16 protein-coding genes and 2 pseudogenes are annotated in these 18,325 nt (G+C 46.2%); 8 read left to right on the top strand and 10 right to left on the bottom strand.

Translation table 11 applies throughout. From position 1 onward, the window contains the following. Positions 1-97, top strand: a pseudogene (locus DA100_RS18980) (IS200/IS605 family transposase); the annotation flags it as partial. 351 nt (positions 98-448) lie between these two features. On the opposite strand, the gene glpX reads toward DA100_RS18980, so the two are convergent. Continuing rightward, positions 449-1,456: a class II fructose-bisphosphatase gene (glpX, locus tag DA100_RS18975; RefSeq protein ID WP_138973560.1), complete on the bottom strand. Its 1,008-nt coding sequence runs from the start codon at positions 1,454-1,456 to the stop codon at positions 449-451. Between the two features lie 313 nt (positions 1,457-1,769). On the opposite strand from glpX, the gene zapB reads away from it, so the two are divergent. Then, entirely contained in the window at positions 1,770-2,012 is a 243-nt protein-coding gene (gene zapB / locus DA100_RS18970; protein WP_138973559.1) for a cell division protein ZapB, read from the top strand. A gap of 119 nt (positions 2,013-2,131) precedes the next feature. Here zapB and metF read toward each other — a convergent pair whose 3' ends face one another. The 3 genes from metF to DA100_RS18955 all read right to left on the bottom strand — a co-directional run bounded on the left by metF (position 2,132) and on the right by DA100_RS18955 (position 6,827). Further along, the gene (metF, locus tag DA100_RS18965) at positions 2,132-3,022 is read right to left on the bottom strand and encodes a methylenetetrahydrofolate reductase (protein WP_138973558.1); all 891 of its coding nucleotides are present in this window, start codon (positions 3,020-3,022) and stop codon (positions 2,132-2,134) included. A 227-nt stretch (positions 3,023-3,249) separates the two neighbouring features. Further along, the gene (locus DA100_RS18960) at positions 3,250-5,661 is read right to left on the bottom strand and encodes a bifunctional aspartate kinase/homoserine dehydrogenase II (RefSeq protein WP_138973557.1); all 2,412 of its coding nucleotides are present in this window, start codon (positions 5,659-5,661) and stop codon (positions 3,250-3,252) included. Next, positions 5,661-6,827 (bottom strand): O-succinylhomoserine (thiol)-lyase, encoded by a 1,167-nt coding sequence (locus tag DA100_RS18955; RefSeq protein ID WP_138973556.1) that lies wholly within the window; start codon positions 6,825-6,827, stop codon positions 5,661-5,663. The genes DA100_RS18960 and DA100_RS18955 overlap by 1 nt, the downstream gene beginning before the upstream one ends. Positions 6,828-7,048: 221 nt before the next feature. On the opposite strand from DA100_RS18955, the gene metJ reads away from it, so the two are divergent. Then, positions 7,049-7,369, top strand: a complete 321-nt coding sequence (gene metJ, locus DA100_RS18950; protein WP_138973555.1) for a met regulon transcriptional regulator MetJ — start codon at positions 7,049-7,051, stop codon at positions 7,367-7,369. Positions 7,370-7,483: 114 nt separating this feature from the next. On the opposite strand, the gene DA100_RS18945 is transcribed toward metJ, so the two are convergent. Both DA100_RS18945 and rpmE read right to left on the bottom strand, forming a co-directional pair. After that, positions 7,484-8,761 (bottom strand): malic enzyme-like NAD(P)-binding protein, encoded by a 1,278-nt coding sequence (locus DA100_RS18945; protein ID WP_138973554.1) that lies wholly within the window; start codon positions 8,759-8,761, stop codon positions 7,484-7,486. Between the two features lie 259 nt (positions 8,762-9,020). Further along, complete coding sequence (gene rpmE, locus DA100_RS18940) at positions 9,021-9,239, bottom strand: 50S ribosomal protein L31 (protein WP_138973553.1); 219 nt, start codon at positions 9,237-9,239, stop codon at positions 9,021-9,023. Positions 9,240-9,519: 280 nt separating this feature from the next. Here rpmE and priA point away from each other — a divergent pair, with 280 nt between their 5' ends. The 5 genes from priA (at position 9,520) to hslU (ending at position 16,145) form a co-directional block, all read left to right on the top strand. Beyond that, positions 9,520-11,721, top strand: coding sequence for a primosomal protein N' (gene priA / locus DA100_RS18935; RefSeq protein ID WP_138973552.1), 2,202 nt, complete (start codon positions 9,520-9,522; stop codon positions 11,719-11,721). Positions 11,722-12,089: 368 nt separating this feature from the next. Further along, complete coding sequence (cytR, locus tag DA100_RS18930) at positions 12,090-13,097, top strand: DNA-binding transcriptional regulator CytR (RefSeq protein ID WP_138973551.1); 1,008 nt, start codon at positions 12,090-12,092, stop codon at positions 13,095-13,097. Positions 13,098-13,211: 114 nt separating this feature from the next. Next, positions 13,212-13,760, top strand: coding sequence for a cell division protein FtsN (gene ftsN / locus DA100_RS18925; protein ID WP_138973550.1), 549 nt, complete (start codon positions 13,212-13,214; stop codon positions 13,758-13,760). A 468-nt stretch (positions 13,761-14,228) separates the two neighbouring features. Beyond that, complete coding sequence (gene hslV / locus DA100_RS18920; RefSeq protein WP_138973549.1) at positions 14,229-14,774, top strand: ATP-dependent protease subunit HslV; 546 nt, start codon at positions 14,229-14,231, stop codon at positions 14,772-14,774. 36 nt (positions 14,775-14,810) lie between these two features. Beyond that, positions 14,811-16,145, top strand: a complete 1,335-nt coding sequence (gene hslU / locus DA100_RS18915; RefSeq protein WP_138973548.1) for an HslU--HslV peptidase ATPase subunit — start codon at positions 14,811-14,813, stop codon at positions 16,143-16,145. Between the two features lie 54 nt (positions 16,146-16,199). On the opposite strand, the gene frdD is transcribed toward hslU, so the two are convergent. The 4 genes and pseudogenes from frdD to DA100_RS18895 form a co-directional block, all read right to left on the bottom strand. Next, positions 16,200-16,577 (bottom strand): fumarate reductase subunit FrdD, encoded by a 378-nt coding sequence (frdD, locus tag DA100_RS18910; RefSeq protein WP_138973547.1) that lies wholly within the window; start codon positions 16,575-16,577, stop codon positions 16,200-16,202. 12 nt (positions 16,578-16,589) lie between these two features. After that, entirely contained in the window at positions 16,590-16,973 is a 384-nt protein-coding gene (gene frdC / locus DA100_RS18905) for a fumarate reductase subunit FrdC (RefSeq protein WP_138973546.1), read from the bottom strand. Between the two features lie 2 nt (positions 16,974-16,975). After that, entirely contained in the window at positions 16,976-17,740 is a 765-nt protein-coding gene (locus DA100_RS18900) for a succinate dehydrogenase/fumarate reductase iron-sulfur subunit (RefSeq protein WP_138973545.1), read from the bottom strand. Next, positions 17,740-18,325 (bottom strand): annotated as a pseudogene (locus tag DA100_RS18895) (succinate dehydrogenase/fumarate reductase flavoprotein subunit); the annotation flags it as partial. The gene DA100_RS18900 and the pseudogene DA100_RS18895, both read right to left, overlap by 1 nt.

The raw sequence follows: 18,325 nt of genomic DNA, 5'->3' as shown, positions 1-18,325 counted from the left end.
AGGCTATTTTGTGGATAGTGTTGGAATCAATGAAGAAATCATACGCCGATATGTAAGACATCAAGAGAAGCAAGAGCGAGTAGAGCAGCACCAGTAGGCGTTGGATTAAACAAAGGCCCCCTTTTAGGGGGCTCACACAAAGCCACCTTCTTTAGAAGGTGGTAATTTACTTTTATCCGTGTATGTTTCTCATCGACCAAGGCATGTTTATGGCTTGCCGTCCCGACCGTCCATCTCTGATTGACGCTAGGCTTTGGTTGTTTTAAAAGCCCGTCGCTTACGCCACGGGCTTTTTGTGTATTAGGGAGCAGGAGTGCTTCAGGTGTGGAAATCGGGTACGGGCTGTGGATTACGCGCTTTGAGATGGCACTAATATTCTAGTTTTTCGCTCCAAACAAAAAGGGTTGACGCTTTCACGCCAACCCTCCGATCTTTTCTCGCTTCTCGCTTAAAGAATAATATCTCTCACTTCAGCATCTTTGCGTTCTAGATAGTGGATAGATTTAATTCGACGGATAGTACGACAGCGGCCACGGATTAATAGCGTCTCCGTTGTCGCGATATTACCTTGGCGTGTAATGCCTTCTAGAAGATCACCTTTAGTAATACCAGTTGCTGAGAACACGACATTGTCGCTGCGAGCCATATCTTCCATAGTGAGTACTACATTCGCCTCGACGCCCATTTCTTCACAGCGTTTAAGCTCTGCTGCGCCATAAATGCGGTTTTCTTCTGTATCCCCTTTCACTTCATGGCGAGGCAGTAGACGACCATGCATGTCGCCGTCTAGTGCACGGATCACTGCGGCAGATACTACCCCTTCAGGTGCGCCACCAATGCAGTACATGACGTCTACTTCACTGTCTGGCATACATGTAAGAATCGATGCTGCCACATCACCATCAGGGACGGCAAATACACGCACACCCATTGCCTGCATTTCAGCGATAACGCCATCGTGACGAGGCTTAGCTAGCGTAATTACAACTAGAGTATCTAGGCTTTTACCCAGCGCTTGTGCGACGTTCTCGAGGTTTTCTTTTAGTGGCTTGTGTAAGTCGATGCAACCTTTTGCGCCTGGACCTACAACGAGCTTTTCCATATACATATCAGGTGCTTTTAAAAAGCTTCCCTTTTCGCCAGCAGCGAGTACCGCTAATGCGTTAGATTGGCCCATCGCCGTCATGCGAGTGCCTTCGATAGGGTCTACTGCGATATCGACTTCGTCGCCACCTAGGCCGACATTTTCACCGATGTAGAGCATAGGAGCATCATCGATCTCGCCTTCGCCGATAACGATTTCGCCACTGATCTCAGTTTTGTTGAGTAAGCTACGCATTACTTCTACAGCGGCACCGTCGGCTGCATTCTTATCGCCACGGCCAAGCCATTTGTAGCCTGCCAGTGCTGCACCCTCGGTAACTCGAGAAAATGCCATTGCTAAATCGCGTTTCATGATGACTCCAAGTAAAGGATAAAGAGAAAAAACAAAAACGGCAGGATTTTACCATATCAAAAAGGAAACGTTTGCTTTTTTGCCTATAAGGTCATTGAACAGGATCAATTTAGTCGCTTAAATAGATCACATTTCGTCGCTTTTGACTTAGATGTAAAGCTATTGTCAATTTGCGCTGTTTTTTTAAGCGAATGATGAAAAATATCCAAGATAGGGCGTGTCTATCAGCGCTCGGCTGAGTAGAATGGAACAAAACGGGTTTGGATCATCGATGACCAAAACCTTTCCCCGAATAACAAATAGGTAGGCCAAGATGTCTTTTGAAGTATTAGAACAGCTAGAAGCAAAAATCCAAACTGCAGTTGATACTATTGCCCTTCTGCAAATGGAAGTAGAAGAGCTTAAAGAAGAGAAAGAGAAACTTGCGACAGAAGCAAACGAACTACGTAGCAGTCGTGAGGAGCTAGAACACAAAGCGCAGCAAATGCAGCAAGAGCATTCAGCGTGGCAGGAGCGCATCCGCAACCTACTTGGTAAAATGGACGATGTAGAGTAATAGGATAGAACCTATATTTTTCGTAGCAGGCTGGACTTGATGTTCAGCCTTTTTTGTATCGAGCGAAAAAATAAAGGCCGATAAGGTTATCGGCCATGGGAATGAGAGTTTGGCTCTGGTTAGCCTTGAGGACGTACGCCAAGTGTATGGCACAGTGCATACGTCATTTCTGCACGATTTAGCGTGTAGAAGTGGAAATCTTTAACGCCTTCACGACTTAGGATTCGAACCATATCAATTGCGTGGCTGGCGCCGACAAGCTGGCGAGTTGTTGGGTCATCATCTAGCCCTTCAAACTGCTTTTTCATCCAACCAGGCACTTTCACTGCATTCTGTGCTGCAAAGCGAGAAGCTTGCTTAAAGTTGGAAACGGGTAAAATACCCGGAACAATCTCTACGTCGATACCCGCTGCCACACAGCGGTCACGAAAACGCAGGTAGCTCTCAACATCAAAAAAGAATTGCGTAATAGCGCGGTTCGCACCAGCATCAACTTTGCGTTTTAGGTTGAGAAGATCCGCCTGAGCACTCTTTGCTTCAGGGTGTACTTCTGGGAATGCCGCGACTGAAATGTCGAAGTCATGGCGAGCTTTTAACAACTCGACTAAATCAGAAGCATACATTTCAGGTTTACCACCACCCGGTGGGATGTCACCACGAAGGGCCACGATGTTGTGAATGCCGTTCGCCCAGTAGTCATCTGCAATTTGGATCAGTTCTTCGCGAGAGGCGTCAATACACGTTAGGTGTGGAGCTGCGACTAAGCCAGTTTCTGCCTTAATCTCTTTAATGATGGAGTGAGTTCTATCGCGTTCACCTGAGTTTGCACCGTAAGTCACAGAGACAAATTTTGGCTTAAGATTTTTTAGACGGTGTACAGAATTCCACAGTGTTTCTTCCATTTTTTCACTGCTAGGTGGAAAAAATTCAAATGAAACATTGATGTTGTCAGAAAGCTCAGCGACATTCTGATTTAAGGCGTCGATATGACTAGCGTGTGTGTATCCCATCTTACTCTCTCCCAATGGCCATCCATGCCAAAAAACTCATAATTCCCAACCGACGTTTAGACGTCTATATGTCTAAAGAATGAATTGAATACGATTTAATGTCAACTCTGTAATTATGAATTTTTCTCAAATTGATTATGAGCGGGTTTCAAGTTGATTGGCAACCCATGATTTTGTTTGCTATTTGAGATAGAGCTAGGGCGCTAAATCATTTAGCGCCCTAGAGGTTAAAGTAAACTGGATAGTAGATTTAGGTCGGATTGAATTGCGCCAGCGGTGACCTCTCGGCCGGCTCCTGGTCCACGTATTACCAATGGGTTGTCTTTATACCATTTACTTTCAATGGCGAAGATGTTGTCACAAGGGAGTAGATTAGCTAACGCATGCTCTTTGTTGAGTGCCTCAACGCCGACGGTTGCAGTGCCGTTTTTCTCAAGTCGAGCAACATAGCGCAGTACTTTATCTTCTCTTTGTGCCTTTTTAAGACGTTCAGCCAGCAGTTCACTGAGTAACTGACTTTGATCAAAAAACTCATCGATAGTTAGACCTGTGAGCTCTAGAGGCACGAGACTTTCGACTTTTACTGATTCTGGCTCAATGACAAGCCCTGATTCACGCGCAAGAATAACCAGTTTGCGCATGACGTCTGAGCCATCGAGATCGTGGCGAGGATCAGGTTCAGTTAATCCTTGCTGCCATGCCAGATCGACGAGCTCTGCAAATGGTACGCTGCCATCGTACTGTTGGAAAAGCCAAGAGAGCGTGCCTGAAAAAATGCCAGACAGCGCAAGGATGTCGTCACCACTTTCACGTAAGTCTCTAACGGTGTGATTGATCGGTAGTCCTGCACCAACGGTAGCATTGTAAAGCCAGTGACGGTTGATCTTGGCAAATGCATCTTGTACTTGATGGTAGTATTCGCTGGAAGCGGACCCTGCTACCTTATTTGCAGAGATCAAATGCATCCCTTGCTCTGCGATCTCTAAGTAGCGTTCTGCCAGCGTCTTACTTGCGGTGACATCTAAGATGACAAGGTCATCATAGCCTTGAATGGAACCGAGCACCTTAATCCAATCACTGCCCTCGTGACTGATCGCTTCTTCATCAAAATGAGTTGCGACTTGGGCTGCATCAATGCCATTTGGGTTAAACCAATAAGTCTGGCTATCGATAACAGCAACTAACTCAAAGTTCATTCCATGGCGTTTTTCTAGCTCAGTTTTCTGTTCGGAGAATAGTGCCAGCCAACTGGAGCCGATATTGCCTTTGCCACACAGTGCAATAGCGACTCGTTTTTGCGCTTGGAAAAGCTGACTGTGAATCGATTTGACCAGTAGTTTAGTGTTTGCCTTACGTAGCACTGCAACAAGGCTAAGGCCTGATAAGGATTCAGAGATAAACTCAACTGGCGAGTTCTTTAGCTGTTGGTAGAAACCATAACAATGGTTGGCATTCTTTGTCACACCGGCACCAACGGCGGCGACCATCGAATAACCTTCTTTTAGTTTGATTTCCGCTTCAAACGCTGCGTCTTGTAAATGCTCTAAAGCACCGCCAACAATTTCGCTGGTATACGCTAAGCGGATAGAGTGTTGGTCTGGTTGAACCTCGTAGGTAAGAGGTTCAAGCTGGGCACGTTTGAGGCTAGCAAGTACCTCATTTTCAATACGTTGGAAATCATGTCGAGAAGAGAAGTAAAGTTCGATCAATAGCACTTCATCGAGAGATGAAATGATTTTAGCCCCTCTTCCTGATGCCAATACACGTTCAATACGAGTTGAACCTGACTCTGGCTGATAGCTACAGCGAAGGTGCAAATCCATCGAGCTTTGAGCGACAGGTTGTAAGGTTCTGCTGTGGAGAACTGGTGCTGCTAGTCGTGCCAACTCGCTTGCTTCGTCTAAGCGTAATAGTGGTAAGAGACAGGCGTCGGAGACCAATCTTGGATCTGCGCTATATACACCCGCAACATCGCTCCAGATAGTGACACGGTTTGCTTCCGCGAGAGCACCAATCACGGTTGCAGAGTAGTCAGAGCCATTTCGTCCTAAGAGAACAGTGTGTCCTTGCTTATCTTGTGCCATGAAGCCTGTAATCACGATACGATGATGGACATGTTGCGCAAGCACTTCTTTAATTAATGGATAAGAAGCACCACAATCAACTTCAGGTTGAGTGCCTGCTTCTGCACGAAGGAAGGCGCGGGCATCTTGCGCGACAGCAGGTAAATTGGTTTGGCAGAGCAAGGCAGCAAGCAGGCGAGACGACCAGACCTCTCCATGGCCAAGCACCGCCGCTTTTTGGGCTTCGTTGAGAGGGAAAGTTAATTCTCCCAAGGTACTGAATTCATCCTGAAGAGTAGCGAGTAGTTGCTGTTTAGTTTCGCCTTCAATCAGCTCTTCAACGAGTTCAGTTTGAAATACTCGTAAGGATTGGAGCTCTTCATGAGCAATGCGCCCATCAGTTGCGAGCCCTTCAAGAAACGCGATCAGTCGGTTCGTTGTTTTACCAGCCGCAGAGACAACGATGAGATCATCCGGTCTTGAGTACTCTTTTAGGATACCCACTACGCGGCGATAACATTCAGGATCCGCTAAGCTACTTCCGCCAAATTTATGTAGCTGACGTTCATGAGACATTATTGAGCCTCCGCTGTTTTAGCAAATGCTTGCTTTAAATCTGCAATTAAGTCGTCTGCATCTTCAAGCCCGACAGAGATACGTAGCAGTTGCTGTGACACTCCAGCTTCCGCTAGCGCCTCTTCTCCCATTGCTCGATGGGTCATAGATGCAGGATGACAAATTAGGCTTTCTACGCCACCTAGAGATTCAGCCAACGAAAATAGCTCTAGTTCGCCAACAAAGTATTTAAGCTGTTCGAAAGTACCTGCAAACTCGAAACTGAGCATCGATCCAAATCCGGTTTGTTGCTTCTTAGCAATGTCATGACCAGGATGATCAGGCAGGCTAGGGTGATAGATTTTGCCTACAAGTTGTTGAGTCTGAAGGTAGCTGAGAATTTTGCTAGAACTCTCTTCATGGACTTTCATTCGTGCTCCGAGTGTTCGTATGCCACGTAGTGTCATGTAACTGTCGAAAGGAGTGCCGGTGGCGCCGATACAGTTACCCCACCACGCTAACTCTTCCGCGTGTTGTTCATTTTTGGTAATCACCACGCCGCCAATAACGTCTGAATGACCATTGATGTATTTAGTCGTTGAGTGAATGACAAAATCTGCACCAAGCTCAAGAGGTTTCTGGAATACAGGAGTCAAAAAGGTGTTGTCGACCGCAACCAATGCGCCGACCTTTTTGGCTTTTTGGCAAACACTTGCGATGTCAACGACTCGAACCAATGGATTTGACGGTGTTTCTAAGAGGATCAGTTTAGGCTTTTGCGCCAATGCCTCTTCGAGGGCTTGCTGGTTTGATTGGTCAACAAACAGGACTTTGAAATCCCCTTTGTTGGCACGAGTGTTAAATAGTCGGTAGGTGCCCCCGTAGCAATCGTGAGGTGCGACGATAATATCGCCAGGGCTCAAGAAGGCTGACACCCATAAATTAAGGGCGGATGTACCGCAGTTAGTGACCACTGCCCCTTTGCCTGACTCAAGTTCATATAGGGCGGTTTCTAATAGGCCTCGGTTTGGGTTGCCAGAGCGAGTGTAATCGTACTTAGGCACTTCTCCGAAAGCTGGGAACCCATAGTTGGTCGAAAGGTAAATGGGTGGAACAACTGCGTGATGTTGAGTGTCAGACTCGATACCAGTACGTACCGCGATTGTGGCTGGTTTACGGGTGCTCATAAATGTTTCCTTTCGACCTTAAATGACTTTTTCAATGGAATAGGCTATAAGCTCTTAAGAGCCATATCGTGGCCATCCCAATCCTTTATTCAATTTACTTTACTTGCCATTTTATAGGACGTCAATACTTCTAGACGTCTATATGTCTTTGCTTGTGGCTATAAATACCGCTAAAATTGGGGTTTCTATTTTCAAACATAAAAATTGATAAAAGGTGCGCAATGGCAGATTGGAATGGCGAATACATTAGCCCATATGCTGAGCATGGAAAGAAAAGCGAACAAGTAAAGAAGATTACTGTTTCTATTCCATTGAAAGTATTAAAGGTTTTAACAGATGAGCGTACACGCCGTCAGATTAATAACCTACGCCACGCAACAAATAGTGAGCTATTGTGTGAAGCATTTTTGCATGCTTATACAGGGCAACCGTTGCCTACAGATGAAGATTTACGTAAAGACCGCCCTGACGACATTCCTGCTGAAGTGAAGAAACTGATGACGGAAATGGGTATTGAGTTCGAAGCGTTTGATGACGAATAACAAAAAATATTAGCACCTTTATTTTTCGCTGAAAGCCGATAACATCATCAAAAATAAAAAAACCGCTGAATATGACAGCGGTTTTTTTGTCTTTATCACATCAGAAACAATGGATTATTGTTCCATGTAGCTTGCTGGCATTTCAATGCGAGCGACACCTGAGTCTACCGCGGCTTGAGCAACTGCTTTTGCAACGCGTGGTAGTAGGCGAGGATCCATTGGTTTAGGAATGATGTAACCCGGGCCAAAAGACAGGGCGTCAACACCTGCTGCAGTGAGTACTTCAGCCGGCACTTCTTCTTTGGCTAGCTGACGAATTGCGTCGACTGCTGCTAACTTCATCTCATCGTTGATTTCACTTGCACGCACATCGAGTGCACCGCGGAAAATGAATGGGAAGCACAGTACGTTGTTGACCTGGTTAGGGTAGTCACTGCGACCTGTGCCCATAATCAGATCCTGACGTACTTGGTGAGCAAGTTCAGGTTTGATTTCTGGATCTGGGTTAGAACATGCAAATACCACTGGCTTGTTCGCCATTAAAGCAAGCGCTTCAGGAGAAAGTAGGTTTGGACCTGATACACCTAGGAACAGATCAGCACCTTCAATCACGTCTTCTAGAGTGCGCTTGTCAGTATTGTTGGCAAACAGTTGTTTGTATTCGTTCAAATCATCACGGCGAGTGTGGATGACGCCCTTGCGGTCAAGCATGTAGATCTTCTCACGCATAGCGCCACATTTAATCAGTAGTTCCATACATGCGACAGCCGCAGCACCTGCACCTAGACAGACAATCGTTGCGTCTTCGAGTTTCTTGCCTTGTAGCTCGATAGCGTTAAGCATGCCAGCTGCAGTAACAATCGCAGTACCGTGCTGGTCATCGTGGAAAACAGGAACATCACAGCGTTCAATCAGCTGCTTTTCAATCTCAAAACAGTCGGGTGCTTTAATGTCTTCTAGGTTGATGCCGCCAAACGTATCAGCAATATTCGCAACCGTATCGACGAACTCTTCGATAGTGCGGTGTTTGACTTCAATATCAATAGAATCTAGACCTGCAAAGCGTTTGAATAGAAGAGCTTTGCCTTCCATTACTGGCTTAGAGGCAAGAGGACCTAAATTACCAAGACCAAGAATCGCGGTGCCGTTAGAGATAACAGCGACCATGTTGCCTTTAGAAGTGTATTTGTAAACGTTGTCTGCATTTTGTGCGATTTCACGTACTGGTTCTGCTACGCCTGGGCTGTATGCCAAAGCAAGGTCTTTAGCGGTTTCTGCTGGCTTTGTAAGTGCGATCTCAATTTTCCCTGGAGTAGGGATTGCGTGGTAATCCAATGCTTGTTGACGAAATTGTTCTTCAGGGGATAGTTCTTGGCGATTGTCGTCTGACATAGGTGTAGGTACTCGTTAATAATTATATGGAAAGGGGGAATCCATTCTAGAGTAACTAAGTCAAGCTGCCTAGGTGAGAATGCGAGCTAAAGCAAGAAAAAGTAGTAAATGACTGGAGATAAGACCAGATGAATAGAGATATAGCTAGCGAATATCGCCAATTGTAATAGATTCGCCTGAAAAATGAGTAGCGAGCAAAGAGCAGAGAACAAAAAAGGACGCCTGGGCGTCCTTTTTTAATTCGGTAACAAGGAAGTTATTACTTCTTGCTTGATAGAGCACCGAAACGCTTGTTGAAGCGATCAACACGGCCGCCTGTATCAACGATACGTTGCTTACCAGTGTAGAATGGGTGACATTTGTCACATACGTCTAGGTGGATAGAATCTTTGTCTAGAGTTGAGTTGAACTCAAAAGAGTTACCACAAGAACAAGTCGCTTTGATTGCTTTGTATTCTGGGTGGATACCAGCTTTCATGGGAGAACCTCTGTAATAGGCCGTGTCGCTATCCGAATCTAAGCCGGACACCACACGTAGTTAATAAAAATAATCTAGGATACCGCTGCATATCAGCAAGCCATATCTCTAAGGCGCGATATAGTAATGAATACATCGGTTAGGATCAAGCCGTTTCAACATAAAGTTGCTACTTTTTTAGCCTGATTAGGTTGAATGGTGCTGGTGTTGTTCTCTTTCAACCAATGACCTTTTCCCTTAGACTAATTAACCTCTTCTCTTACTGAACTTTAAAGCCTATATGCGACCAACTATTGCCCGTGTAGCTCTGCCTGTTCCACTGGATAAACAGTTTGATTATCAGATTCCCAGCCATATGTTTCCAATCATAGGCGGGCGTGTCTCTGTGCCATTCGGCCGTCAGACATTAGTGGGCATAGTAACGGCATTGGTTAATGAATCGGAGTTTGGTCTCGATAAGTTGAAACCGATTAAGCAAGTGCTTGATAGTCAGCCTGTTTGGTCGCAAAGCCTCTACTCCTTGCTGGTTTGGTGCAGTCAGTTTTATCAGTATCCGCTTGGCGACACTCTGTTCAATGCTATGCCGAGTGCCTTGCGTAAAGGGAAAGAGGCAGACTTTGCCACCTTAGTAGAGTGGCGGCTCACTGCAAAAGGTCGTGATCAGCTCATGCAGGGGTTTGGTCGTGCAGTAAAACAAGCAAAAGTAATGCGTATGCTCGAACATGGTTCGGTGGCACATCAAAGGTTTTTGGATGAAGAAGTCTCTTCGGCTGTTTTAAAGTCTTTAACGGAAAAAGGTTGGATAGAATCCATTGAGAACAAACCTGTGATTCGAGATTGGCGTCAAGATGTTGAGGCCAAGGTCGACAAACCCAAATTGAATTCAGAGCAAGCTATTGCAATCGCGACAGTGAATAGCGGTGAAGGCTTTGGTTGTTATCTACTTGAAGGGGTAACGGGATCGGGTAAAACCGAAGTGTATCTTAATTTAATCAAGCCAGTGCTAGAGCAAGGTAAACAAGCTCTCGTGTTGGTACCTGAAATAGGCCTGACGCCACAAACCATCAACCGCTTCAAGAAGCGATTTAATGTACCTGTAGAAGTCATTCACTCAGGTCTCAATGATACTGAACGCCTTAATGCGTGGTTGAGCGCTCGTGATAATGCATCGGGTATTGTGATTGGCACCCGCTCAGCATTATTAACCCCTTTCTCTAACTTGGGCATTATTATTGTTGATGAGGAGCATGATGCCTCATACAAACAGCAGGATAGCTTGCGTTATCACGCTCGTGATGTGGCGGTGATGAGAGCCAATAAGGAGCAAATTCCTATCGTATTGGGGTCGGCAACACCAGCATTAGAGACACTACACAATGCATTGGCGGGTAAATACCATCACTTGATCCTCTCTTCTCGTGCTGGAAACGCGACGCCAACAGCGAACAAAGTCCTCGATGTTAAGGGGCTCTATTTAGAAAGTGGATTGTCCGCTCCGCTGATTGCTGAGATGCGCAAACATCTCAAGCAAGGTAATCAAGTAATGCTGTTTCTCAATCGGCGTGGCTTTTCTCCGGCACTGATGTGTCACGAATGTGGTTGGATTGCAGAGTGTAAACGGTGTGATGCGTATTACACATATCACCAATTTAGCAACGAAATTCGCTGTCACCATTGTGGTTCACAGCAACCGATTATCCACCAGTGTCAAGGATGTGGTTCAACGCACTTAGTGACCGTTGGGGTGGGGACAGAGCAGTTAGAAAAACAATTGGCAGAACTTTTCCCTGAATACAAAACCATTCGTATCGACCGAGACAGTACACGTCGAAAAGGTAGTTTAGAAAGTGCATTAGGGGCTATTCGCAAAGGAGAATACCAAATTCTAATTGGTACACAGATGCTCGCAAAAGGTCATCACTTTCCTGATGTGACGTTGGTGGGGCTCTTGGACGTAGATGGCTCTCTTTACTCCAGTGACTTTCGTGCCTCTGAACGTTTAGCGCAACTCTTTATACAGGTTGCTGGTCGTGCAGGGCGAGCGAGCAAATCCGGCGAAGTCGTACTGCAAACACACCATCCTGAACACAGTTTGCTGCAAGCGTTACTGACGAAAAGTTACCGCCACTTTGCAGAAACAGCGCTACAAGAACGAAAACTGGCTCAGTTACCGCCTTATTCGTTTTTAACCCTATTTCGAGCCGAAGCCAATCAATCCGAAACAGTTGAAGAGTTTCTGCGTCAGGTTCGCCATACCTTAGAGGCACATCCGCTGTTTGATGATCTGTGCCAAGTCCTTGGCCCTACACCCGCTCCGCTAGCCAAAAGAGCAGGAAAGTATCGTTGGCAACTACTACTGCAAACGCAAAGCCGTCCTGTTATGCAGAAATTGTTGGCCAGTGCTAAGCCGGCCATCGCATTATTGCCATTGGCCAAAAAAGTGCGTTGGAGCCTCGATATTGAACCTCAAGATTTAAGTTAGCCTGCCAGTAGGTTTTATTCTAAATGGACATGTTTTTGCTTAAATAGATCATTGATGAGTCATTGCGAAAATCAATATTCACACCTTTTTCATTTATTTGTGATCGAAATCTCCTCTCAGGCGCCAATTTTGTTAAATCTCCCGTAACTTTGTGTTTTGAAATGAATAAACTAGGTCGTGTGCAATGTGTTGCTCTCAAACTGTTATTTGTGAGTTAATCGTTTGCTCAAGGCATATTAATGAGAAGATAGGTATTTAGCCTACAAATCGACATCATTTTAGCCGTTGAGGCTATGAGATAAATTCCAACTAGAAGCTAAGGTGGCAACCGAGCTACCGTTGAAGGAAACGAAGAGGGTAAATTTTATATGGCGACAATGAAGGATGTTGCCCAGCTTGCAGGAGTATCAACAGCGACTGTATCAAGGGCGTTGATGAATCCGGAAAAAGTATCATCAGCGACGAGAAAAAGAGTTGAAGATGCGGTATTGGAAGCTGGTTATTCACCAAACTCGTTGGCGCGCAATTTGCGCCGCAATGAGTCAAAAACAATTATCGCGATCATTCCGGATATCTGTGATCCTTACTATACCGAAATTATTCGAGGTATTGAGGATGCTGCGATGGAGCACGGTTACATTGTGCTACTCGGCGATAGTGGTCAGCAGAAAAAAAGAGAAAGCTCATTTGTGAACCTTGTGTTTACTAAACAAGCTGATGGCATGTTGTTGCTTGGTACCGATCTCCCCTTCGATGTCAGTAAACCTGAACAGAAGAATTTGCCTCCTATGGTGATGGCGTGTGAGTTTGCGCCAGAATTAGAACTCCCAACTGTACATATCGATAACCTGACTTCCGCTTTTGAGGCGGTTAACTATCTCACGCAGATGGGGCATAAGCGCGTCGCTCAGATCTCGGGACCGCAATCGGCGGTGTTGTGTAAATTCCGCCATCAGGGCTATCAACAAGCTCTACGTCGAGCGGGTATTACGATGAATCCTAATTACTGTACGTATGGGAATTTTTCGTTTGAGGATGGTGCCAAGGCAGTGCGTCAGCTGCTAGCGTTGTCTGAGCCTCCAACAGCGGTCTTTTGTCATAATGATGCAATGGCTATAGGTGCGATTCAGGGAGCTAAAAAGCTCGGTATCCGAGTACCACAAGATTTATCCGTGGTTGGTTTCGATGATATCCACTTTGCACAGTACTGCGATCCACCGCTAACTACCATTTCACAGCCTCGCTATGAAATCGGTCGTCAGGCGATGCTAATGATGCTTGAGTTATTGCGTGGCCATGACGTTAGAGCAGGATCGAGACTATTGGAAACGAAACTGGTTGTTCGTGAAAGTGCTGCTCCTCCGCGAGTGCTTTAAAACATACCTCTCAGCGGCACATTTTGATGTGCCGCTTCCATTTATACTCTGTCATCAAGTGGCGATCTGCATTAACATATCGGCAGTAGTAAACAAAATTATTGATGTTAAGTAGTGGCGAATCGAGATTACGTTAAAAGAGGTCGTGGCGGAAACAGCCGCAAGCCGACCAAAAAAACATCTGCACCACGTCGTAAACCATGGCGCAGTGGCCTGTTAGCTATTTTGCTGGTGGGTGTGTTTGGTTATGGTCTGTATACCCTCAGTAATGATCCTGAGCCACCAGCGCCAGTTGTTGAATCGGTTAAACCAAAATCGAAGCCAGCAACGCAAGCCAAACTGCCACCACCTCCAGAAGAGAAGTGGGATTATGTCGATTCGTTGCCAAGCCGAGAAGTCGAAGTCAAAGCTAAAGAGCAGGTGGTATCTGAGATTCCATATATCATGCAGTGTGGCGCTTATAAGACCGCTCAGCAAGCTGAAGCACGTAAGTTGGATATCGCTTTTCAGGGCATCAATAGTAAGATCCGTAAAAAAGAAGACAGCAGTTGGTATCGTGTTGTGCTTGGACCTTATAAGTTCAAGCGAGATGCGGAACGAGACAAGCATAAGCTACAACGCGCTAAAATCGAACCTTGCGCAATCTGGAAAGAAGCGCAGTAGAAGTTTTAAAAATGAACCCACTGGGTTCGTTTTTTTATGCCACGTAAACAGAACGGGCTCCGCCCTGTGGAGAGCTTTGCTCCAAGAAGCGAGATCGGACTGCGTCCTCAGAGAACGCTGCGCTTCGTGAGCGGGCTCCGCCCTGCGAGAGTTTAGAACGGACTTCGTCCTTCGAGATGTGGGGGCGGGTAGTGAGTTGATAGAACCCGGTGTTGACAGGACTTGTCCCAGCGAAGAGATAATACTCTCGCCTCTCGCCTCTCGCCTCTCGCCTCTCGCCTCTCGCCTCTCGCCTCTCGCCTCTCGCCTCTCGCCTCTCGCCTCTCGCCTCTCGCCTCTCGCCTCTCGCCTCTCGCCTCTCGCCTCTCGCCTCTCGCCTCTCGCCTCTCGCCTGCCCCTTGAATTTCCAATCCCTAAACCTCATATAATCTCTAACATTGAGATTAAAATAACTATGAGGCCCTGCTCGTGACTACCATTGTATCTGTACGTCGTAATAACAAAGTCGTCATCGCTGGTGATGGCCAAGTATCACTAGGTAACACCGTGATGAAAGGCAATGCACGAAAAGTGCGTCGTCTGTACAACAACAAAGTGCTAGCTGGCTTTGCGGGCGGTACTGCAGATGCCTTTACGCTGTTTGAAAAGTTTGAAAGTAAACTGCAAATGCATCAGGGTCATCTAACTAAAGCTGCGGTAGAGTTAGCGAAAGATTGGCGAAGTGACCGTGCCCTACGCAAACTGGAAGCTCTATTGGCTGTTGCTGATGAAACGGCTTCTTTGATCATTACTGGTAACGGTGATGTTGTTCAGCCAGAAAACGATCTGATCGCAATTGGTTCGGGCGGTAACTTTGCTCAGGCTGCGGCTACAGCTCTGCTAGAAAATACAGAATTAGATGCTCGTGAAATCGCAGAAAAGTCACTCAATATTGCAGGTGATATCTGTGTGTTTACGAACCATTACCACACTATTGAAGAACTAGAAATTCCAGCTCAACAAGCAGCTGAATAACCAAAGATAGTGGCTAACTAATTTAAGGAAAAGATTATGTCTGAAATGACACCTCGCGAAATCGTCCATGAACTTAACCGCCATATCATTGGTCAGGACAAAGCTAAGCGATCGGTAGCGATTGCATTACGTAACCGCTGGCGTCGAATGCAGCTTGATGAAAGCCTGCGTGTAGAAGTGACACCGAAGAACATTCTGATGATTGGTCCAACGGGTGTGGGTAAAACTGAAATTGCCCGACGTCTTGCGAAGTTGGCGAACGCACCTTTCATTAAAGTTGAAGCGACAAAATTTACCGAAGTAGGTTATGTCGGTAAAGAAGTCGAAACCATCATCCGTGATCTAACGGACGTGGCGATTAAGATGACTCATCAACAGGCAATGGAAAAAGTGAAATTCCGTGCCGAGGAGCAGGCTGAAGAGCGTATTCTTGATGCACTGCTACCGCCAGCGCGTGATGCTTGGGGGCAAAATGAGCAGCGTGACGAAACTTCGTCTAATACGCGTCAGGTTTTCCGTAAAAAACTACGTGAAGGGCAGCTAGACGATAAAGAGATCGAGATCGATGTCGCAGCACCACAAATGGGTGTTGAAATTATGGCGCCTCCTGGCATGGAAGAGATGACGAATCAGCTGCAAGGCATGTTCCAGAATCTAGCCGGTGATACGAAGAAAAAGCGTCAGCTCAAAATCAAAGATGCGATGAAAGCTTTAACTGAGGAAGAAGCGGCTAAGCTTGTTAATCAAGAAGAGCTAAAGGAGCAGGCGATTTTCAATGTAGAAAACAACGGTATCGTATTTATCGATGAAATCGACAAGATCTGTAAACGTGGTGAGAGCTCGGGTCCAGATGTTTCTCGTGAAGGTGTTCAACGCGATCTCCTACCACTGATTGAAGGCAGTACGGTTTCAACCAAGCACGGTATGGTTAAGACAGACCACATTCTGTTTGTGGCTTCAGGGGCATTCCAAGTGGCAAGACCTTCAGATTTAATCCCTGAACTTCAAGGTCGTCTGCCTATTCGAGTGGAACTTGAAGCGCTGTCTAGCGATGACTTCAAACGTATCCTAACTGAGCCTAAAGCGTCTCTGACGGAGCAATACGTTGCGCTGATGAAGACAGAAGATGTCGACATCGAGTTTACGGAAGAGGGGATCATTCAAATTGCACAAGCAGCATGGACAGTGAATGAAAGAACTGAAAATATCGGTGCGCGCCGTCTACATACTGTGATGGAGCGATTAATGGATGAGATCTCATTCGAAGCGACCGATAAAGCGGGCTCCAAGCTAACGATTGATGCCGAATATGTGAAAGCGAAACTTGGTGAAACAATCGAAGATGAAGATCTAAGCCGCTTTATTCTTTAATTGAGTCACATAAAAAAGCCCGCTAACTGAGCGGGCTTTTACTTTGAGTGCTTGTTAAAGCATAAAGATAAAAATGACAGCTAGAGCAGAAATAAGACCTGCAAACGCGTAGCACGCAACTTTACCAACAATACCTGTATGGAATTTAAGATCGTGCATGCCGTGGTGAACACGGTGCATCGCATGCCACATTGGCAGTGCCAGTGTCGCGATGATAAATAGCGCGCCAATGATGCTGGTTGCAAAGTCTACAACACGTTCATAGCTTAGCGCGTCAGCACTGATCACACCGAGCGGTACCAGTACACCTAGCACCAAAATTGTGATTGGTGTGATCATTGCGAACCAAGTACCGCCTGCGCCAAACAGACCCCACCAGATTGGCTCATCAGAACGTTTAGGTGCTCTATCTACAGAGAAATTCGGTTTCATCGTTAAAGCTCCTTAAACCACGATCAAGACAATAAGTGAGATGAAAGCTACCGCCGCCCACTGAGTCAGTACAATGATCTTCTTATCGACAAGTTTACCTTTCAAGCGAATCGGCATTACTTGTGGCATCATACTGAAGAAGGTTTGAGCATGCAGTAGGCAGCCCGCTAGCGCCACGATGTTAATCGCGACGACTACTGGATTCGCCATAAAATCAAGCCAAGTTTGCCAAGCGTCAGGGCCTTTTACCAATGAACCTAAACCGACGGTTAGGAATAGAGTAAACAGGATTAGAGGCAATACAGTTGCTTCACGAAGCATGTAGAAGCGGTAAAAAGGATGATCTTTCCACCAAGTGCGTTTTACTTCACGAACGTAAGGTTTACGGTTACTCATCCTTATGCCTCCTCTGCTGTTTTCGCTGGTGTACCATCAGGCTTCAACATCGCAATAACGAAATCCATCGAAGATTCGACTTTACCTTGGTTCACTGCCGCGGCAGGGTCAACGCTCTTAGGACAAACTTCAGAACAATAACCAACAAAGGTACAGCCCCAAGCGCCGTTTTCGCCATTGATGAGTGCCATACGTTCAGCTTTACCGTTGTCACGGCTATCGAGGTTGTAGCGGTGAGCAAGCGTTAGTGCTGCTGGACCAATGAACTCTGGGTTTAGACCAAATTGAGGACACGCGGCATAACATAGACCACAGTTGATACAACCAGCGAACTGCTTGTACTTCGCCATCTGTTCAGGAGTTTGGATGTTAGTCCCATCTTCTGGCTTGCGGTCGTTACCGATAATGTATGGTTTGATCGCTTCAAGGCGCTCAATGAACGGCGTCATATCAACGATAAGATCTTTCTCAATCGGGAAGTTCGCTAGTGGTTCAATTTTCACACCGTTCGGGTAGTCACGTAAGAAGCTCTTACACGCTAGCTTAGGTACACCGTTTACCATGATGCCGCATGAACCACAGATAGCCATACGACAAGACCAGCGGTATGACAGATCTTTGTCTAGGTTATCTTTGATGTAGCCTAGCGCATCAAGCGTAGACATGGTTTCATCAAACGGTACTTCAAAGGTTTGAAAGTGCGGCTCTGCGTCATGCTCAGGGTCATAGCGCAGAATCTCGACTTTTTGGATGCGATTGCCTGACATTATGCTTGCTCCTCTGCATTCTTCTCTGCTGCTTTAGCTGCTTCTTCAGCCGCTGCTTTCTCTGCTGCTTCACCGTATAGACGAGCTTTTGGCTGTGACTTAGTGATTGTCACTGTGCTGTAGTCGATTGCAGGTGCTGCATCTTCTTTGTAGAAGGCCAGAGAGTGCTTGAGGAAGTTCACATCGTCACGCTCCGTACAACCATCATCTAGACGCTGGTGGGCACCGCGAGACTCTTTACGTAAGATTGCTGAGTGAACCATAGCTTCTGCTACTTCTAGGCCATAACCCACTTCGATAGCGTATAGAAGGTCAGTGTTAAACACTTTGCCCTTATCTTTGATGCTGATGCGCTTGTAACGCTCTTTTAGTTCAGTGATTTTGTCGATCGTCGCTTGCATCAGATCTTCTTGGCGGTAGATACCACAGCCCGCTTCCATGGTGTGACCCATTTCAGTACGGATTGTTGCCCAGTTCTCATCACCTTCTTGGTTCATCAGAGCGGCAATACGTTCTTCAACCGCTTTAACTTGAGCTGCGATGGACTCTTCGTTCCAGCCTTTGAATTCAGCCGCACGTTTCACA

Origin of the sequence: Vibrio sp. Hep-1b-8 (assembly GCF_006124995.1) — a bacterium.
In the GTDB taxonomy this organism is placed as follows: Bacteria; Pseudomonadota; Gammaproteobacteria; order Enterobacterales; family Vibrionaceae; genus Vibrio.
The sequence above is the reverse complement of the archived record's forward strand: the minus strand, read 5'-3'. Positions and strand labels throughout refer to the sequence as shown.